The 15,468-nt window shown below is 35.7% G+C and carries 21 protein-coding genes and 2 pseudogenes; 1 reads left to right on the forward strand and 22 read right to left on the reverse strand.

The features are described from left to right. Window positions 1–252: 252 nt before the first annotated feature. The 8 genes and pseudogenes from QM874_RS01210 to QM874_RS01245 form a co-directional block, all read right to left on the reverse strand. Window positions 253–1,269: a hypothetical protein gene (locus tag QM874_RS01210; RefSeq protein ID WP_414315904.1), complete on the reverse strand. Its 1,017-nt coding sequence runs from the start codon at window positions 1,267–1,269 to the stop codon at window positions 253–255. Next, window positions 1,262–1,729 carry a hypothetical protein gene (locus QM874_RS01215; RefSeq protein WP_414315905.1) on the reverse strand — a complete coding sequence of 156 codons (468 nt, stop codon included), beginning with the start codon at window positions 1,727–1,729 and terminating at the stop codon, window positions 1,262–1,264. The genes QM874_RS01210 and QM874_RS01215 overlap by 8 nt, the downstream gene beginning before the upstream one ends. A gap of 43 nt (window positions 1,730–1,772) precedes the next feature. Beyond that, the gene (locus QM874_RS01220) at window positions 1,773–2,567 is read right to left on the reverse strand and encodes a DUF4261 domain-containing protein (protein WP_414315906.1); all 795 of its coding nucleotides are present in this window, start codon (window positions 2,565–2,567) and stop codon (window positions 1,773–1,775) included. A gap of 48 nt (window positions 2,568–2,615) precedes the next feature. Beyond that, a complete protein-coding gene (locus tag QM874_RS01225; RefSeq protein WP_414315907.1) occupies window positions 2,616–3,113 on the reverse strand; it encodes a hypothetical protein in 498 nt (165 codons plus the stop codon). A 10-nt stretch (window positions 3,114–3,123) separates the two neighbouring features. Beyond that, on the reverse strand, window positions 3,124–3,678 hold the full coding sequence (locus QM874_RS01230) for a hypothetical protein (RefSeq protein ID WP_414315908.1): 555 nt from the start codon (window positions 3,676–3,678) through the stop codon (window positions 3,124–3,126). Between the two features lie 17 nt (window positions 3,679–3,695). Then, window positions 3,696–4,177: pseudogene (locus QM874_RS01235) on the reverse strand (hypothetical protein). An 18-nt stretch (window positions 4,178–4,195) separates the two neighbouring features. Next, entirely contained in the window at window positions 4,196–5,047 is an 852-nt protein-coding gene (locus QM874_RS01240) for a CbrC family protein (RefSeq protein ID WP_414315909.1), read from the reverse strand. A 31-nt stretch (window positions 5,048–5,078) separates the two neighbouring features. Beyond that, complete coding sequence (locus QM874_RS01245; RefSeq protein ID WP_414315910.1) at window positions 5,079–5,585, reverse strand: YfbM family protein; 507 nt, start codon at window positions 5,583–5,585, stop codon at window positions 5,079–5,081. Between the two features lie 120 nt (window positions 5,586–5,705). Between QM874_RS01245 and QM874_RS01250 the strand changes: the two genes are divergently transcribed. Further along, window positions 5,706–6,725, forward strand: coding sequence for a hypothetical protein (locus QM874_RS01250; protein WP_414315911.1), 1,020 nt, complete (start codon window positions 5,706–5,708; stop codon window positions 6,723–6,725). Window positions 6,726–6,755: 30 nt separating this feature from the next. Here QM874_RS01250 and QM874_RS01255 read toward each other — a convergent pair. From QM874_RS01255 to QM874_RS01320, 14 genes and pseudogenes are all read right to left on the reverse strand, one after another. Then, window positions 6,756–7,562: pseudogene (locus QM874_RS01255) on the reverse strand (hypothetical protein). 48 nt (window positions 7,563–7,610) lie between these two features. Then, window positions 7,611–7,922, reverse strand: coding sequence for a hypothetical protein (locus QM874_RS01260; RefSeq protein ID WP_414269072.1), 312 nt, complete (start codon window positions 7,920–7,922; stop codon window positions 7,611–7,613). Next, a complete protein-coding gene (locus QM874_RS01265) occupies window positions 7,912–8,280 on the reverse strand; it encodes a hypothetical protein (protein WP_414315912.1) in 369 nt (122 codons plus the stop codon). The genes QM874_RS01260 and QM874_RS01265 overlap by 11 nt, the downstream gene beginning before the upstream one ends. A gap of 93 nt (window positions 8,281–8,373) precedes the next feature. Next, complete coding sequence (locus QM874_RS01270) at window positions 8,374–9,252, reverse strand: DUF4300 family protein (RefSeq protein WP_414315913.1); 879 nt, start codon at window positions 9,250–9,252, stop codon at window positions 8,374–8,376. 45 nt (window positions 9,253–9,297) lie between these two features. After that, complete coding sequence (locus tag QM874_RS01275) at window positions 9,298–10,179, reverse strand: diacylglycerol/lipid kinase family protein (protein WP_414315914.1); 882 nt, start codon at window positions 10,177–10,179, stop codon at window positions 9,298–9,300. A 277-nt stretch (window positions 10,180–10,456) separates the two neighbouring features. Next, a complete protein-coding gene (locus QM874_RS01280) occupies window positions 10,457–11,176 on the reverse strand; it encodes a class I SAM-dependent methyltransferase (protein WP_414315915.1) in 720 nt (239 codons plus the stop codon). After that, entirely contained in the window at window positions 11,157–11,948 is a 792-nt protein-coding gene (locus tag QM874_RS01285) for an alpha/beta hydrolase (protein ID WP_414315916.1), read from the reverse strand. The genes QM874_RS01280 and QM874_RS01285 overlap by 20 nt, the downstream gene beginning before the upstream one ends. A gap of 89 nt (window positions 11,949–12,037) precedes the next feature. Then, window positions 12,038–13,009, reverse strand: a complete 972-nt coding sequence (locus QM874_RS01290) for a DUF6892 domain-containing protein (RefSeq protein WP_414315917.1) — start codon at window positions 13,007–13,009, stop codon at window positions 12,038–12,040. Window positions 13,010–13,023: 14 nt separating this feature from the next. Further along, window positions 13,024–13,410, reverse strand: a complete 387-nt coding sequence (locus QM874_RS01295; protein ID WP_414315918.1) for a hypothetical protein — start codon at window positions 13,408–13,410, stop codon at window positions 13,024–13,026. 45 nt (window positions 13,411–13,455) lie between these two features. Further along, window positions 13,456–13,866, reverse strand: a complete 411-nt coding sequence (locus QM874_RS01300; protein WP_414315919.1) for a hypothetical protein — start codon at window positions 13,864–13,866, stop codon at window positions 13,456–13,458. 70 nt (window positions 13,867–13,936) lie between these two features. Further along, entirely contained in the window at window positions 13,937–14,206 is a 270-nt protein-coding gene (locus QM874_RS01305) for a hypothetical protein (RefSeq protein ID WP_373093393.1), read from the reverse strand. 151 nt (window positions 14,207–14,357) lie between these two features. Further along, a complete protein-coding gene (locus QM874_RS01310; RefSeq protein WP_414315920.1) occupies window positions 14,358–14,738 on the reverse strand; it encodes a hypothetical protein in 381 nt (126 codons plus the stop codon). Window positions 14,739–14,740: 2 nt separating this feature from the next. Beyond that, window positions 14,741–15,124: a hypothetical protein gene (locus QM874_RS01315; RefSeq protein WP_414315921.1), complete on the reverse strand. Its 384-nt coding sequence runs from the start codon at window positions 15,122–15,124 to the stop codon at window positions 14,741–14,743. 61 nt (window positions 15,125–15,185) lie between these two features. Further along, window positions 15,186–15,428: a phosphohydrolase gene (locus QM874_RS01320; RefSeq protein ID WP_414315922.1), complete on the reverse strand. Its 243-nt coding sequence runs from the start codon at window positions 15,426–15,428 to the stop codon at window positions 15,186–15,188. Between the last annotated feature and the right edge of the window lie 40 nt (window positions 15,429–15,468).

Below are 15,468 nucleotides of genomic sequence, written 5' to 3' on the forward strand. Positions count from 1 at the left end.
ATTTTTTACTCGGGTTTATATTTGCTAGAAAACATCATCTCATTTTCTAAGCTTCATTACTATATCATGTTTTCGTATTCTTGTAAAGTATTTTTAGAAACTTTTTTAAATAAATTCATTTTTTCGTTCGTGAAATTTATTTAACTTAAAAATGGAAATCGTTTTAAATTTAAATCAAAAAACAAAAAAAGGAACTAAATAAATTAATTCCTTTAGATAGGCATAAGCAAAGCTAACTATTCAAAATAGTATTTACTCATCACGCGCTACTTGAACAGCTAGTTCAAAATCAGTCATCAAATAATTTTCATCTAGACGGATAAGACTATAATATTCATTCCAAAATAGAGAGTCACTGTTACTTGACCACTGTAATCCATACCACAATTGAGTGACATCACTTGTATGTGATGGGGGGATTGACCATAGATGCTTTTTGAAAGTTTCTTGAACAAGTGGAACATCCAGTCGACTAGTCAAGTCGAGTTCATCTAACTTGAAAGTGATAGAATGTTTCTTTGCTTCTTCAATACTGTCCTTATTAAATCGGACCTGAATAACCTTAGAATCTTCTAGAACCACGTCCTTATCTTCTGCCCCGTAAAAGGAAATACTCCCAAGAACTATGCCATCTTTTGCAAAGAGATAGGGAGCGTAGGGAACAGCATTGCTATCAAGTCTGAAGCCTTTTTCGATAGTGACTGATTTATCTCCTGAATACTTTTGGAAATTGCCATCTGTCAGGAGGTCTTCGTAGTCGCTAGCACCATCTCCCTGTTTTACATAGATATCAAATCCAGCTTCCATCAGATCACTTGCTTTTGTTTCTGCTAACGTGATTTTACTTTCATTAATTTGCAAAATCGGTGCTTGGGGTGGGAAACCAATCGTGAGATTAAACATGACTCCTACTAGAAAAACCATAAAGGTTATAAGGAGGGCGAGCATAGACTTCCCTGTTCGTTTTCGAGCATTAAAAAGGGCCATTAGAGCTGGTAGGAGGATCATTTTGGCTAAAACAGAATTCCCAACACCACCTCTATTTAAGGTCTGAAAAGCAAACATCCCCGCGATTGCAATCAGGGACAGGTAGATCAAAATCTCACCTAGACCCAGTTTTTCTGTTCGAGTTTGTTGATTTACAGGGGTTTCGTACAATGACTGCCCATTCTCTCTCCTCTTTTTTAGAAAGAGATAAAAGCCCAGACCGAGTAGCAGATTAAAGATTGCAAAAGCAATTAAAGTACCTATAATCACCGTTCTAGCCATGGCACTCTACTCCTTTATGTTCTCTCTCAAATCTTATCTTTCTCTTTAATGTCCAATTCCCAACTAATAAAACCAGCAAGAAGAAGGGGCAACCTTCTATCAGTACAATCGGTAAAGCCAGTATAGCAATCATCAAAAAACTAGCTTTCTTTTGACGCCAACTACCGCCCCATTCTCCGTTTATCAGCTGACCCAAATAGTCGATGTAGTCAGTATACATCATAAACAAAGGATTTTGGAAATCACTGGTCTTAAGGTAAATGAACAAAGCAGAATTTAGAAAAACATAAAGAATTCCAAGGACTAGAATAATCTTTTGACTAGTTCGAGTAGCCTCTAGAACGATTTTTTCTCTGTTTTCTGGTTTTATTTCCTTGAGACTTGGGTTCTTACAAGAGAGTTTTTCAAATCTATAGGCCAGAAATCGGTAGAGATAATACTTTTTTATATCGCGCTTCATAAAATCCCCAATCTAAGAAGGACACTCAATTATAAATCATGGTTTAAACATCTAATTTCAAGGAATTGCCTTCCAAATAGACTGCTTTTGACTCAGTGATTTTTATTTTTTGATCTTCTGAAAAGCCAATGGTTTCACCGTCCTTTAAGGTGACATCACTGCCTAAAACATACTGAAGAATAGACAAGAGGAAATAATATAAGTCATCGCTATTCATAGGAGACTCGATAATTTCAATCTCAGTTTTTCCAAACTCTTTCAAACCATAAGTGTAAATACTAGTTTTATCTCCCTGGTTGATAATTCCCATGTAAATCCAGAGTTGAAGGGGAAGCATTTCTTCTTTCAAAAGGTCAGCCAGGTCTAGATAAAGATCTTTGGGCAAGAGCAAGGTGGTAGAACCCTGATAAATACCAATAGCTGATTGACTAGTTTTTAGGATAGAGGCATTGACTTTAGTTAATAGGGAATAAGTTTCTACTGGCGAAAGATTGTCAGACAAAATAGAAACAATAGCGTGTTGGGTATGCTCCTGTGTATTCTTCTCAACATCCTGCCAGAGGTAAGAATAGGCATACAATTCTTCAAATTCTTGACTTGGGATAGGCAAATCCATTAAAGCCAGCGCAACGAGAGCACCATCAATCACAAAGGTTGCACTAGAATCATCCCCAGAAACTTCAGAAACTTCAAGTCCCCAGTGAGTTTTCAATTCCTGAACGACCTGCTCTAAAGAATAGGCCTGCTTGCCTTTGAAGAGGGGCATGGACAAGATCAGTTGTTTTTTCTTCTCTGACTTTTCTTTCTTACTAGTAAATAGATTTTTTAAAAAATTCATAGGACTTCTCCTTTTCTTCATATTAGTTGGGAAGCAAAGCTATCTTGGTCAAAGTGAGTCGAGATACCAAGTTTCCTCATCCTCAAAACCGTAGAATTTCTCATCAAGTAGCCAATTTCCACCCACCAATCTAAGTACAAACTGATGCTTCATTTCTAAAGCTTCTTGATAATGGGTGATGACTCTTGCTTCTTCAGCTTTTGTCATGATAAAATCTACAGAAAAATCATTCCTTTGAACATAGTTATATTCACTTGGGGAGCCATAAGAATTTCGAACTCCTCCTTCCAAGCATTTTTGAGTCACTCGTCCAGTTAGAAGTTGCATTTGCCTCTGAAAATAGTCATCCATAATATCATTCCACTTGGGATGAACTTGATTTGCTGGGATGGCAAGGGCTTCTTTTTCCTTATCCAGTGCTCTGTTACGCTCAAATATTTCCTCTTCCAACAAGGTTAAACTTTTGAGTAAATCAAGCAAGGGTGGGATGATTATTTCCACCATAGCTCGATAGTTTTCAGGGGTATTTTTATAGTTCACTCTCATAATAAGCCTCTTAATCATCTTGGATTAATTGCTTTAATTCTAGGTCTGAAAGAAAGCCTTCCATGTAGAGCTTCCTAAGTAAATCTTTATCTACGGTAATTTCATAATAGTCAGTCACAAACTCATGAAATCTCTCAAAGCTATCAAAGAGGTAAGATAGCAACCATTCTCCGCCATCCTGATCTTGGTAAGTCTGTTGATGCGCGTGACCATCATACCAGATAAAGAAGGTCGTTTCATCTTTTTGATCTTCGGAATAAAGTGAGACATACTTTTCATCCAGTCCTTTATAAAAACCATCAATGACGTCTTGATTCCACTCGTCAGCAGCAAACTGGCTTAAACTACTTTCATGATCAAAGCCTTTTATAAGGATCATTTTATCAGTCAAAATCACATCTAAAGAATCACCAGAGCCATTATCAATAAGGTAGCGGAGTCCATAGTCTTCCTCAGTCTTAATCACGAGTCTGAGCCAATCCTCACTCGGATCTGTCAGATATTCATCAATGACTAGCAAGGCATCTAAGCGAGTTTTTATCTTGTCCCAATCAATCTTTCTCATCTCTAAAAACCTCCATCTTATTCTTGCGATTTATCAAGATCACAAGCCCTATAACGAGCTGTTAGATAGCCTGAAAGGCTAATCTGAGGGATATTCCACTCATTGGGCAAATAAATCGAACAATCTACCTGATCACCTAGAGAGGAACTTGCTGAGAAGACATATCTTCCCAAATCCTCATTATTAGGATTTCTTTCAACTTGACCCAATCTGCTAGTATTGAACCAGTCTTTAAACAGTAACCAGATTTGCTCGGCATCTTCGTTTAATAGGGAGACTTTCAAGTTGTAGCTGATTCCGACCCTACATCTTTTTTTGAATCCTGACTCATCAGCCTTACAAACTTTTATCGATCCCTTATCATACTGCCAGTTATCACTATCTAATAGGGGAATTGAACAGATAGATTGTCTTTAAATCCCTGCATAGTTTCTAATAAATCTTTGGAGGCGGCTTCGAATAATTCTAGTTCCTCCATAGTCTTCTCTTTAATTTTCATAGCTAATCACATTTCGATTTAATCTGCATCAACCCAGATCTGGTATTTTTGACAATGGAGGCATCTAAACAAATAACCACAGATAGGCCCGTCTTTGACCAAGTAGTCTTCTACCTCTTGATATTCTTCACGCGCTTCATAATCTGCCAAGACTTGCTCAGCGATTCCCATATCCTTCAATTCTCGAGTTCCAACCGTACCCAAGTAAGCACAATAATCTTGGCAACAAGAACGCCAATATTCTCCCTGCCAACTAGAGTAGCCTGGGGTCTGACAAAAAAGCAGCTGATTCTTTTCTGGATCCAATTCTCCCTGCCACTCGGCATCTTGGACAAATTCTGCATCGAATTTTTTAGCTGCTTGACCGTTTGCAATGCACATTGGGCAAAGGTATTCTATATCCTCGATACAATAAGGGATCAAGTCATAATAAATATTGCTTTCTTTCCCACAAGATGGACAAAGCTTGGCTTCTCCTTCAACAAATGAACCTGTAGCCAAGGGATCTGGATGATAGATAAAATGTGGCAAAGACTGTAATAGCTTCTGTCTTTGCTTCTTCTCTTCTTTTCTTAGAGGACGAGGAAGAGCAAAACGATCGCCATGACTCTGACTCATTTCTTGTAATCGGCTCAGTTTCTTTAACTGTTTTCGGTCTGGTTTGTCTAAGATTTCGGTAAATAAGCTATAGGCACTAGTGTAGTGACCCAATTGTTCATAAAGGTCAACTAAGACTTTTTTCGCTTCTAAATCCTCAGACTTAGCTAATTCATCAGCCAAATCATAGAGTGCCGCAACACTGGAAGAATTTCCATCTTGTTCCAGATATTGCTTTTTTAAAGTAATATACTTTTCTAGAAATGGATTCATGGGGCTACCTTTCTAATGGAATATAAAAACCTTAACAAATAGTGACCAGGACATTCCCATTGAGCTCTAGAATCTTTTTGTAAAACTCTTTCATATTTACAAAACTGATTCGAATATCATCCTTGATTTCTTCCTCTTCCTCAAGATAATCCCAAATATCAGGATATAAGTCGGCTTTCTTGCATGCTTCCATACTAAAGTCTGCCAAGGCTCTGTCCATGTCAAAACTTTCTAGAGCTTCTACGATCTCGGCTATCTTGTTTTTTTCAGTATAGGCTATGTACTCAGAAACTTCTTCTAAAGGAGTCACTCCTAAAACTGCTTCTCTCAAGGGATTGTCATCCAAAAATTCTAAACTACTAAATCCTGTCAAGACAAAGACCAAGGCATCCCACATTTTGTCGATATCTATTAAGATATCATGAGTATCAGCTGAGTCCTCAGCAAAGTCTAACAAGTCATCTTCCTGGTTAGAAAGAGCTTTTATTTGTTCTAATTCATTGTCTGGTAAATATTGATAATTGGCAATCATTCCCATGATTTTTCTCCTTTGAATCTTATAGGATAATACTGATGTTTTTAGCTCTATTTCTATAGAAAATGCTATAATGGAGCTAAGAAATTGTTTTATTGAATGTTAAAATAGGGGGAAATAGTCATGTTCACTAGTATTGTTTTGGGTTTTTATGCTCTTTTCTTTCTATCCTTGTCCTTTACTATCTATCTCTATATCAGACTTGTAATTGCGGTTAGAAAAGGGAAAGATGTCCCAAAATGGATCTATAAACTCGGCCATGCCATTCAAGGTAGAATTCACGTTGACTATGAAGAAATCACTGATGCTAATGCCCTTAAAGAGATTCATTGGTTCTTGCTGATCTATTTAATCGTCAATCTACTTGTATTGGCTGGCTTCTACTATCATGGAAATAGCTTTCCTCAAGCCATTTATGAATGTTTGAAAAAACAATTTTTTATCGTACTTGTTAGTATGGTTTTAAAAAGTATTATCAAATTTATCGTATTAGCTATAAGAAAAAATTTTCATAACAGTCATGTCTATGCATCAACCAACGCTTTTATAGGAACAGCTTTTTTAACGAGCTATGTGTTTATGTTTTGCATCATGATGAGTGGTCTTCCGGCTCAACCTGTTCCAGTAAGCATTCAAGATACCACTGTCATTATCGGAGAAACCAAGGCTTCCGAGCTTTTGGACCAAGGCTTTACCTTTGGAGATAAAGGCGCGGAGAGCTTGATTACCAATCCCAAAAACGACCACTTTTACTACGGTCAGCTTCTCGAAGTCAAGCGGGAAAATCAGTCCTATGGCTTTATGAGCCTTACTCCTACAGGAAAAGATACGGATCAACTCAAAAACTGCGTCGTCACCTATTACAGAACACCTAAGGATAACAAGCAACTAGAAGAAATTTCCATCAATCATGTCAAGCTAGCAAATCTCAAGCTCCAAGACTTTCAAACACGACAATTAATCGATATCTTTGAAGTCAATCCTACTGATTATAATGTCGCTGAGACTGACGCAAACTTTATCCTAACCATCCAAACAGCAGATTACGACCTCTGGAAAAGATACCGGATTGAAGCCAAGTTCAATTCAGATGGTTCCCTAGATAGCTATGGTGTCAGAGCCCAACACAGCATGTGGGAATGATTGACCATTTCCCCCTTTATCACATAGGCATTAAACTGGAAAAATATCGTCGACAAGTTTATAGGTTTCGATGAATCTAAGGCCAGAGGAACCTTTATCTCTAGTAATTTCTTTATAAATATCTTCTAAATTTTGGGCAGGTGCTAGCATCCAAAGACTAAAAGGTCTAAGTTTCACCTGTCCAATTTTTTCAATATTTTCTAATAATTGGCCTAAATCTTTGTGATTGAACCAGCAGTCTGTAACGAGAGCAAACTTTGTATTGTCCATCTTACAGGAGATATGACTGGTCAAAAAATCATCGATGGTGGGCTTTTTTGTTTGTAAGAGGCGCGTGCAAGCCAGATGGTACTCAAGCTTTCTAGGACTCTGATCAACCATAGATACAAAGACAAGACCATACTCATCTTGGAACTTAACAGCAAGGAGATCCCCTTCTTCAAAATAGGGTTTGCGTTTAGTTTTGGCTTTAGGGACCTTTAGAGGCCTAGGATTTTCAGTTTGCAACTGGATAGCAAGTTTTTCCAAGACTTTTTGCCTTTGCTTCAAAGCATTTGGATCTATTTCCAACCAAAATGGATCAGCGCCTTTTTTGATAAACTCCAAGGTTTTATCTCTGATATCATCTGTCAGGTGACCAATCTTCCACAGTGAGTAGGCAAGAGCAGTTCAATAAATTTCTGTAAAAAAGTCTGTTTGACAGTAATCTTTCTCTGCATCGAGGATATCCTTGATAATATTGGACACATGATCACCGTCTCTATAGCGACCAACTACTTCATTGTAAATGTCATACCCTTGATCACTGTCAATGATTTTAACGCCATCAATAGCCATTCTCAACTCCTAATGCTCAATCGACATCTTATCGATAACTCTCAAAACTTATTTAATCTTATGCTTATTCATTTTCTCTTGGAAAATATCTGTAAGAATTTGTCGCAATTCTTGAGCTTCCTTTTCAGGAAGTTGCCCTTCTTGTTCAGCTACAGCGTACAACTCTGGATACTCGATCGATATTCTCTTAACAGTACGTGTAATGGCATGTTTTCTAACAAAAAATGGAATTCGTTTTATCATATCTTGAGGAATTAAGGCGATAATTTTATCGGCTGTTTCCTTGTCGTTCAGTTTAGAAAAAGTTAATCCCTTTTTTATCATTTCTTGTTCTTTTTCTGTAAAATCTTTAATATCCATTGTGTCTCCTTATGACAATTTTATTTACTACTATTATACTATTTTTTAATTGATCGAATGAAAAATCTCTATAAATCACTTCTTTGCCAAGAACGGAATCTGTTGTAACTGGTAGTTTTTGCAGCAAATCTTGGATATCAATATCTTTGGGAAAAGGATTCAATTCTCCCAGACTATTTTCCTGAAGATGTGCTGCAAAGATAAACTCTCCCTTTTCCCAATCCATAGCACAATCATTGATAAGATCTACTGGCGACAGGTCCAGCAGTTCTTGCACTTGCGCTATAAAAGTCTCGTAGAGCAGCTCAAAAATAGCTTCCTTATCAATTTTTACAACTCTTAATGTATGTTCATCCATGCTTGCTGTCCTCTAATCATATCAATTTAACTATCATTAGGTTGGTAACTTCTTACCCTACCCTTTAGGCAAATCATCCGAAAAATACTACATTTAGAATTGAACCCACTTATCATTATCCATAATAAAGGGCTTCGCTAGACCTTCTCCTGTATAGTTTTCATATTTGGTAGATAAATATTTGTAGCAATCTTCCTTGGTTGCAAATTTTATGGCTTGATAAGGCTCCTCAAAAGTTAACTTTTCGACAAAGAGATAACCGTCCTCGCTTGGCACAAGTATGCCGACATGACCGATAAAGAGGGATTGACCATCCAAGTCATCATGAACTACAACAGATAGCATTCTTGCATTTTCATTAAACTTGAATTGAGAAAGGAACTGTTCCATCTTAGCTGCATGAACCTTAACATCTGTCGTCGCTTCAGTCTTGACTCTTGAGAATAAAATATCAAAAGCATCCTTGTCTTCTGCACCAAAGACCTTTCCCTTATCAATAGCGTCATTATCGACAAATAATAGGGAATCATCTTTTTCTAACTTTGGAATTTCGATGGAATTTTTCAATAAACAATAACTGTTGATACGACAGTTGGTACCTACAAAATCACCTTTTTTCGGAGTCCAAAGATTGGTAATTTTTTTAACGTCATAGTCTGTTTTGGTAAATGTAGAAAAATCTCCAGTTAAGCCTACTGAACCAACAGTATTGTTATAATCGTTGACAAGATTGAAAAATGCATCGACACTATCTTTATCCAAATGTGTAGCCAAGGCTTTTCGAACTTCATCTGCACTTGGTTGACTGTTCATATTGGTATAGCTAGCCTTCCAAGAAACTTGAGCAGACTGATTTTGAGTTACTGCAGTTTCAGTAGTTCCATCAGTCGACTTTTGAGCTTGATTACAAGCCACTAAGGTCAAAAGAAGTGTTGAGCAAAGACCAATAGTCGCTAATCTTCTAAATTTCATAGGCTTTCCTTTGTTTAAAAAAATTGTTGTTAAAGGTAAATAAGATTATGCTTTCGGTTGAGAATAGACTTGAATATGCTGCCCTAGTACCTTAATTTCTACTGGTAGGTCATCAGATTTGTCGCCGTCAACATCCGTTTCTAATGCAGAATCTGAAGAAATTTTTATATGACGAGCTTTTATGTATTCGATGTGATCATTTTCAACGACATCCCCTTTTAATAAGTCAGGAATTACAGATAATTTAGAAAGAATTGATGCATCCTTTAGAATCAGAACGTTTGCATATCCATCCTTATCTTCATTAAAAATCTTCTTATCAGCGAAATAATTGGTAAGAAGAACTAAAACGTGACTTGCTTGACCAATATAGTTTCCATTTTCTGTTTCAACTGTAATGTTAAATGCTTGATCTGTAACCACAGACTTTACAGTATTAACCGCATAGGCGAGCATACCAAACTTTGTTTTATCCTCTATCCCAACGTTATGGATGGCCTCTGATAGTGAACCAATACTAAAAATGTAGCCAAAATAGTAGCCATTGGATTTTCCGATATCAATCTTATTCGTAGAATTAAAATCGAGTTCGTCAATAGCCCCGTCAATATCTTGATTGATTTCTAATAGTTTCGTAATCAGATTTCCAGTTCCTCCAGGGATAATCGCGAGTTTCGGAATATAGTCTCTTTCAGCGATACCTGAGATCACTTCATTGACTGTCCCATCTCCGCCGAATACAAGAACTGCCTCATATTTTTCTTTTGAAGCTTCTTCAGCAAAATGTGTTGCATCCTGAGCTTTTTGTGTAATTCTGGTATCGACTTGCTCGAAGTATTTTTTAGCCTTATTTTCTAACTTTTCCTTATAATCTAAAGCCTTTTCTCCACCAGATGTTGGATTGATAATCACCATTATTTTTTGCATTCATTTTCCCCTCAATATCTATTTACATCTTTAGGCTATCAATATATCTTTTTTTGATACACTTTATTATATAATGAAATTTCTAAAAACAAAAATTGAAAGTACTGAACTAAAATAGATACAATCATGAACTGTCTAAGAATTATTCTTTCAAAATTGGAAAAATAGATTTGTGGAAAAAATTCTATCAAGTTACAAACTGAAGAAATCATCTCATTCACTCTTTCTTCATATACGACAGTTTTTATTTTACTTTAAAACAAAACCTATGCTTCTATTATTTTTTTAGCCACAAATGTTGTAAAAAACTAATATCTTTATAGGGTTTTAAATCACATACTGCAAGTTCAATCTTTGTCATTTCTTCTAACCAGTTTTCTTTGCTCTTAAATTCATTTGGTTGTAGACTGTAAAATGTTCGAATCCCCAAATAGTTTTCTAATTTAAGACCAGACAAAGCTAATATTTCCTCAATCGTATAAGTAGAACCACTTGCAAAAGATAGGCTCTCAAAATTTTCACCATTGAGTAAGTTAAATGCTTGGTTGATGTCATTAGCAAAAACAACACTTTGTAGAACTTTTCCAACTTGATTATGCTTGATAATTGAAATCAAGCCATCATCTTTTAAAATTCTTTTGAACTCCAGAAGATAGTCTTTTCGGTCATTAGGATCTATATATTCTAAAACATTATGGCAAAGGACAAGATCAAAGGATTTATCCGTAAAACAATCGAGTTGGTCAATACTTCCCCACAATTTTTCATAGGATGTGGAAGAGTTGGCATAAAGCATTTCCTCATTGGGTTCAACAGAAATAACTTGATTCTTGCAAGAGAGAAATTCACTGACCAAGCCAAATCCAGATCCAAAATCTAGAATTTTCTTACCTTCCAGATGAGCAAGTTGGGCAAAGGTTATTTCATATTGTATCTTTCCCCAAGGTTGTTTTAACATATTTCTATAATGTTCAAGATCAGATTTTTTGCTTGTCATGTCTTACCTCATTAAAACTGATATTTTTCTTTACAATCATTTCTTCTAATAATTTACAGTAAACTGCCGGATTTTCAGTGATCTTACAACAGTGGTCATATCCTTGCCAAATATGAAATTTGGCATGAGGATACTTTTTGGGAAGAACTTTTTTAGCAGCTATCAAGTCGAATTCTTTTGAACCATAAAAGAAAACACAATTTTTTTGTTCCTCTGGCGTAAGGTTAGGCAAAGCTACGAAGGCACAATCATGGGAAATATGTTTGATGCTTTCTTCATCCATAGCAATGAAAGAATCCGCCATCATCTCTCCTTTTTCTCCATAAAGTGCAACTATCTTACGAATAGCAAGATCTCTATTTCGCAGAGCTTTTCTATGCTTTATTAACAATAAATACCTAGTAAAGACATCAAGCAAGGGCGCATTTGTCCATAAACTAATCCCTTCAAAAACAAGTTTCCCAAACCTGATATCCTTGAAATTCAATAATTGCAGTAATACAACTCCACCCAAGGATGCACCAAAGGCTAAACGCAAGTCTTTTATATGGTGTTCCTTTAGATAGTCATAGATCATCTGGCTTTCCTTAAGAGCTGACTCGTAAGTATCCGAAGCTGATTGCCCATGCGCCGACAAATCCGGAATGATATATCTAAACTCTTGCCCCATCTGGTCTGCAATCAGGGACTTCATCCCTTGAGCCGATGATAACATCGGGTGGATTAACAATATCGTCTCTTTCTGATTAGAATTAAGATCAAGAATGTTCATTTTCTATCACCAGATTTCTTTCCATTTTAGCCCTTATCCTTAAAGAACTTATACCATCCATTTATGATTTATTCAGATAAATGCAACAATTATAATACCTTCACTTGAACCCCTTGCATGTCGAACGTTTCTTTGACATGTTCAAAATTACTGCTTATGATAGTCGCTTGCTTCAGATTTGGAAACTGTTGCAGTTCTTTAAGACTAACTTCATTTAGATCGAAACCATCATCTTCACCGTCCCACTGAGGAATCAAATTCAGATAAATTTCATTTCCGCCATCCATATAGATTTCTTGGACTTGTTCAGCATATTTCTTAGGTATAGGAAGATTTATCATATAATCAAGTGCTGGCTGAATAATCTCCATACTTTCTGTGTCGATGTTCAACTCACTGGCTTCTTCTGCAAAATCAAAAATATTAAAAATAGGTTTCAAAACCTCTAAATCATACATTAAAACCTGGATAATAGCTAGTTTAAAATTTATATTGTCAAAGTGAAGCACTTCTCCATCAGTTGTTTTTAACTTGTAACTTTCCCGTTCACGTTTTATCTCTGGAAAGTAGGAAATAGAAAGTGTGTCTGTGATTGTCTCTGTAATTCCATTAAAATTAGTTCCATAAGGAGTCCATAAAATAAGGTTAAAATCCCCTACTCTATGCCTATCAGAAAAGAAATAAGGAGATTTTCCATCTGATAATACCATAGCTTGACAGGGTTGCTTTGGCAATTCTTTCTCTCCAGTCATAGATTTTACAATATCGCCATAGTAAAGGAAAACAGTAGAAATCAAATGTTCCTCATCAATGTAGGTCTTACATTTTTTTAAATGATTTTTAATCGAGAAAGAATGTTCAAATACAATACCAATATTGTCATAAATGTATTTAATAAACTTATTATCTCTTTTGACAACCTGGTCAGGCTTCCCAAATACAGCTTCAATATCTTTCAAGGACAAAGGAAAAGCTAAGCTGGTTCCGTTAATAATCATTGAATTGTTGTGGAGATTGATTTCAAGTTTTTTGTGTGTTTTTTTCTTAAAAAAATCAAACATATTACTACCTTTTCTTAAGTTTCTTCCAGATAAATTTTGACCGCTTGGTATTCCTGCTCTTTAGCATAGGCAAACACCTCTGAAGCTCTAATGTAATCAAAGATATTTTCCTCTAAATCTTCATCCCAGATCGATTCATGAAATATTTCATTCTCTTGACATGCTTCATAGAAAATATCAAGGTGAACCTGATAAAACTCTTCATCTTCATTTGGGACTTGCCTTACCAACGATAGTTGAAACAAGGGCTTATCAGATATAGCTGTAAATGTCCCTGTTTCAAATAAAATCATCTCATCCTCAATAGGCTCACGACACAAGTCTTCAAAGATTGCTACCATATCCTCTAAGGGCATCTTATCGGTGATTCTTTCTCTTAAAAATTCAAGTGATTGCTTCATATTGCTCCTCTTTCTACATGTTTACCATCAGAAACTGACTAAAAATTAAAAGTAACCTATAACTCTAATAATCTCTATAAAGTAGTATATACCCATTGCGATCGCTATCATAATTGCTAGAACAACTAAACCAATGATAATCCTTGCCCAGATATGCCTTTGTGCCTGTTCGATGACAAAAGCACTAAGAGACGCGAACGATAATCCAAAAGCTAGAAAGATAGATATGGCCCAAACAAACGGAATAGCTGTCATCCATGGATATGGAAATGGTTGGCCGACTGGATGATTTTCTAAAATAAAATAAGTAATAATCGCAACCAGATACAAAAAAATATTCACGATATATAAATATTTAAAAACCTGACGTCTATGAAAGAATACCATCAATCCTAAGACGAAAATCATGATAAGGGGGATGAAAAGACGCCCCCAAATATAACTGTCATTAAACATAGCTAACTCCTATATCTTATGCAAAATCACTTTCAACTACCAATGCTGCAATTTGCTAATCTGGTCTCCCTTATTCCTGATGATTCCAAAGATATTTTTCTGAATGACACCAGCCAGAAATATAGTCTAGCATTTCTGCAAACCACTCTTTTATCATTCCATCTTGTAAGCTGTCATAGTATGTAAAAAATCTCTCATATACTTGTGTCTCCTTTATACCTAGATGATGGATTTTCCTTAAAAGATTATATCCTAACTCAGCATATTCTTGAAAATTTTCATCTGTAACCTGATTCGAATATTCGATTATTTGAAGAAATAAGCTCTCAAATTCAGTCAACTTTCTCACCTCTGATCTAGCTTTTGACTCCATAAAATAACTAATCTTAACTTGGAAAAATCCTATTAAAAAATAGAATTCCTACACCCTTTATTATACTACATTAACAGAAAAAAAGACTGAACAAGATGGCTTACACCCTAGTTTCAGTCTAGATCTTTTTGATAATCGGAATAGCCTCTGTAAGGATGTCTATCCCCAAATTAATTCCCTGAACTTGGTAGTGATAGATTGGAACAGAGTAAATTTTTTGAACTCTTTTTTTGAGGTGACTATCTATCATTTCAAGTAAAATCCCATCTGATAAATTGGGAAATTCTGGTCCGATGAGTAAATCTTCTTCTAGTAAATTTAAGCCCCATCCCTCATCAATAGATCTGCAGAAAAGAAACTTACCAAAATCAATACAGTATTTTAACTTTTGATTTTTTAAGCCCTCAAGAAAAATTTGCAGATGATTTTCTTGAGAAAGTTGACACCGTAATTCATACCAATCATACTCTATTTCCTCACCAATATGAACCCACTTCATTTTTAACCAACCTCTTCTATCCTTATATCACTCTCTTCATTTTTATAGAGAACTAAGTCAATGACTAGATTCTTTGCACAAATACGAAAATGAACCAAGTCTTCTTCAGACAAAACTCCACCCGCCCTATGAATCAGTTCTGTAATCAGGCTACTAGTCTCTAGCTTACAAATCGGGGATTCAAGCTCTGGCAAACTAGGAATCTGATGAAGAGTATCAAATAAGTCTCTATCTGTGATTTGGTAAAAATGACAGAAGGGAAATTTCAATCGAATCAGATTTTTCTTACCCTTCAAAGTCATCGTAGAAATCTCGTAATGACTATTCTCACTAAAAGCTGCACTAGCTTCATATTCATCTTCTGGTACAGATTTCCACTTTATCATAAAATCTTTCCCTCCACTATTTTCTAATCTCATAAATTTTCAACTTTTATCTCACATTTTTTTAAAATTTTTCGTGAGTAACTTCTTCAAAATAATCATCCAGATGATGGTAAATTTGTATATCTTCTTCTGAACTATCTTGTAAAACTGCAAATACCTTCACTTTCTCATCATTGACAAATACGAAATTATGTTCACCAAAATAAGCCTGATAACCCTTGTCAACTAAGGTCCAAAGTTCATCTTTTATTAAACCAAAAATATCTTTTTTTACAAGATAGGTTTTGCCGATTTCCATTTTCATAATGTCCTTTCTCCCTAAGAAAGCAGATAGTGCTAGATGT

Source organism: Streptococcus infantis (assembly GCF_047463615.1).
GTDB lineage: Bacteria > Bacillota > Bacilli > Lactobacillales > Streptococcaceae > Streptococcus > Streptococcus infantis_X.

Excerpts from the sequence above, each read along its gene's own strand:
- QM874_RS01275 (WP_414315914.1), bottom strand. The coding sequence starts at position 10,179 with ATGCAAAAAATAATGGTGATTATCAATCCAACATCTGGTGGAGAAAAG.
- QM874_RS01225 (WP_414315907.1), bottom strand. The coding sequence starts at position 3,113 with ATGAGAGTGAACTATAAAAATACCCCTGAAAACTATCGAGCTATGGTG.
- QM874_RS01310 (WP_414315920.1), bottom strand. The coding sequence starts at position 14,738 with ATGAAGTGGGTTCATATTGGTGAGGAAATAGAGTATGATTGGTATGAA.
- QM874_RS01300 (WP_414315919.1), bottom strand. The coding sequence starts at position 13,866 with ATGTTTAATGACAGTTATATTTGGGGGCGTCTTTTCATCCCCCTTATC.
- QM874_RS01285 (WP_414315916.1), bottom strand. The coding sequence starts at position 11,948 with ATGAACATTCTTGATCTTAATTCTAATCAGAAAGAGACGATATTGTTA.
- QM874_RS01240 (WP_414315909.1), bottom strand. The coding sequence starts at position 5,047 with ATGAATCCATTTCTAGAAAAGTATATTACTTTAAAAAAGCAATATCTG.
- QM874_RS01295 (WP_414315918.1), bottom strand. The coding sequence starts at position 13,410 with ATGAAGCAATCACTTGAATTTTTAAGAGAAAGAATCACCGATAAGATG.
- QM874_RS01315 (WP_414315921.1), bottom strand. The coding sequence starts at position 15,124 with ATGATAAAGTGGAAATCTGTACCAGAAGATGAATATGAAGCTAGTGCA.
- QM874_RS01245 (WP_414315910.1), bottom strand. The coding sequence starts at position 5,585 with ATGGGAATGATTGCCAATTATCAATATTTACCAGACAATGAATTAGAA.
- QM874_RS01270 (WP_414315913.1), bottom strand. The coding sequence starts at position 9,252 with ATGAAATTTAGAAGATTAGCGACTATTGGTCTTTGCTCAACACTTCTT.
- QM874_RS01210 (WP_414315904.1), bottom strand. The coding sequence starts at position 1,269 with ATGGCTAGAACGGTGATTATAGGTACTTTAATTGCTTTTGCAATCTTT.
- QM874_RS01290 (WP_414315917.1), bottom strand. The coding sequence starts at position 13,009 with ATGTTTGATTTTTTTAAGAAAAAAACACACAAAAAACTTGAAATCAAT.
- QM874_RS01220 (WP_414315906.1), bottom strand. The coding sequence starts at position 2,567 with ATGAATTTTTTAAAAAATCTATTTACTAGTAAGAAAGAAAAGTCAGAG.
- QM874_RS01230 (WP_414315908.1), bottom strand. The coding sequence starts at position 3,678 with ATGAGAAAGATTGATTGGGACAAGATAAAAACTCGCTTAGATGCCTTG.
- QM874_RS01265 (WP_414315912.1), bottom strand. The coding sequence starts at position 8,280 with ATGGATGAACATACATTAAGAGTTGTAAAAATTGATAAGGAAGCTATT.
- QM874_RS01260 (WP_414269072.1), bottom strand. The coding sequence starts at position 7,922 with ATGGATATTAAAGATTTTACAGAAAAAGAACAAGAAATGATAAAAAAG.
- QM874_RS01320 (WP_414315922.1), bottom strand. The coding sequence starts at position 15,428 with ATGAAAATGGAAATCGGCAAAACCTATCTTGTAAAAAAAGATATTTTT.
- QM874_RS01250 (WP_414315911.1), top strand. The coding sequence starts at position 5,706 with ATGTTCACTAGTATTGTTTTGGGTTTTTATGCTCTTTTCTTTCTATCC.
- QM874_RS01215 (WP_414315905.1), bottom strand. The coding sequence starts at position 1,729 with ATGAAGCGCGATATAAAAAAGTATTATCTCTACCGATTTCTGGCCTAT.
- QM874_RS01280 (WP_414315915.1), bottom strand. The coding sequence starts at position 11,176 with ATGACAAGCAAAAAATCTGATCTTGAACATTATAGAAATATGTTAAAA.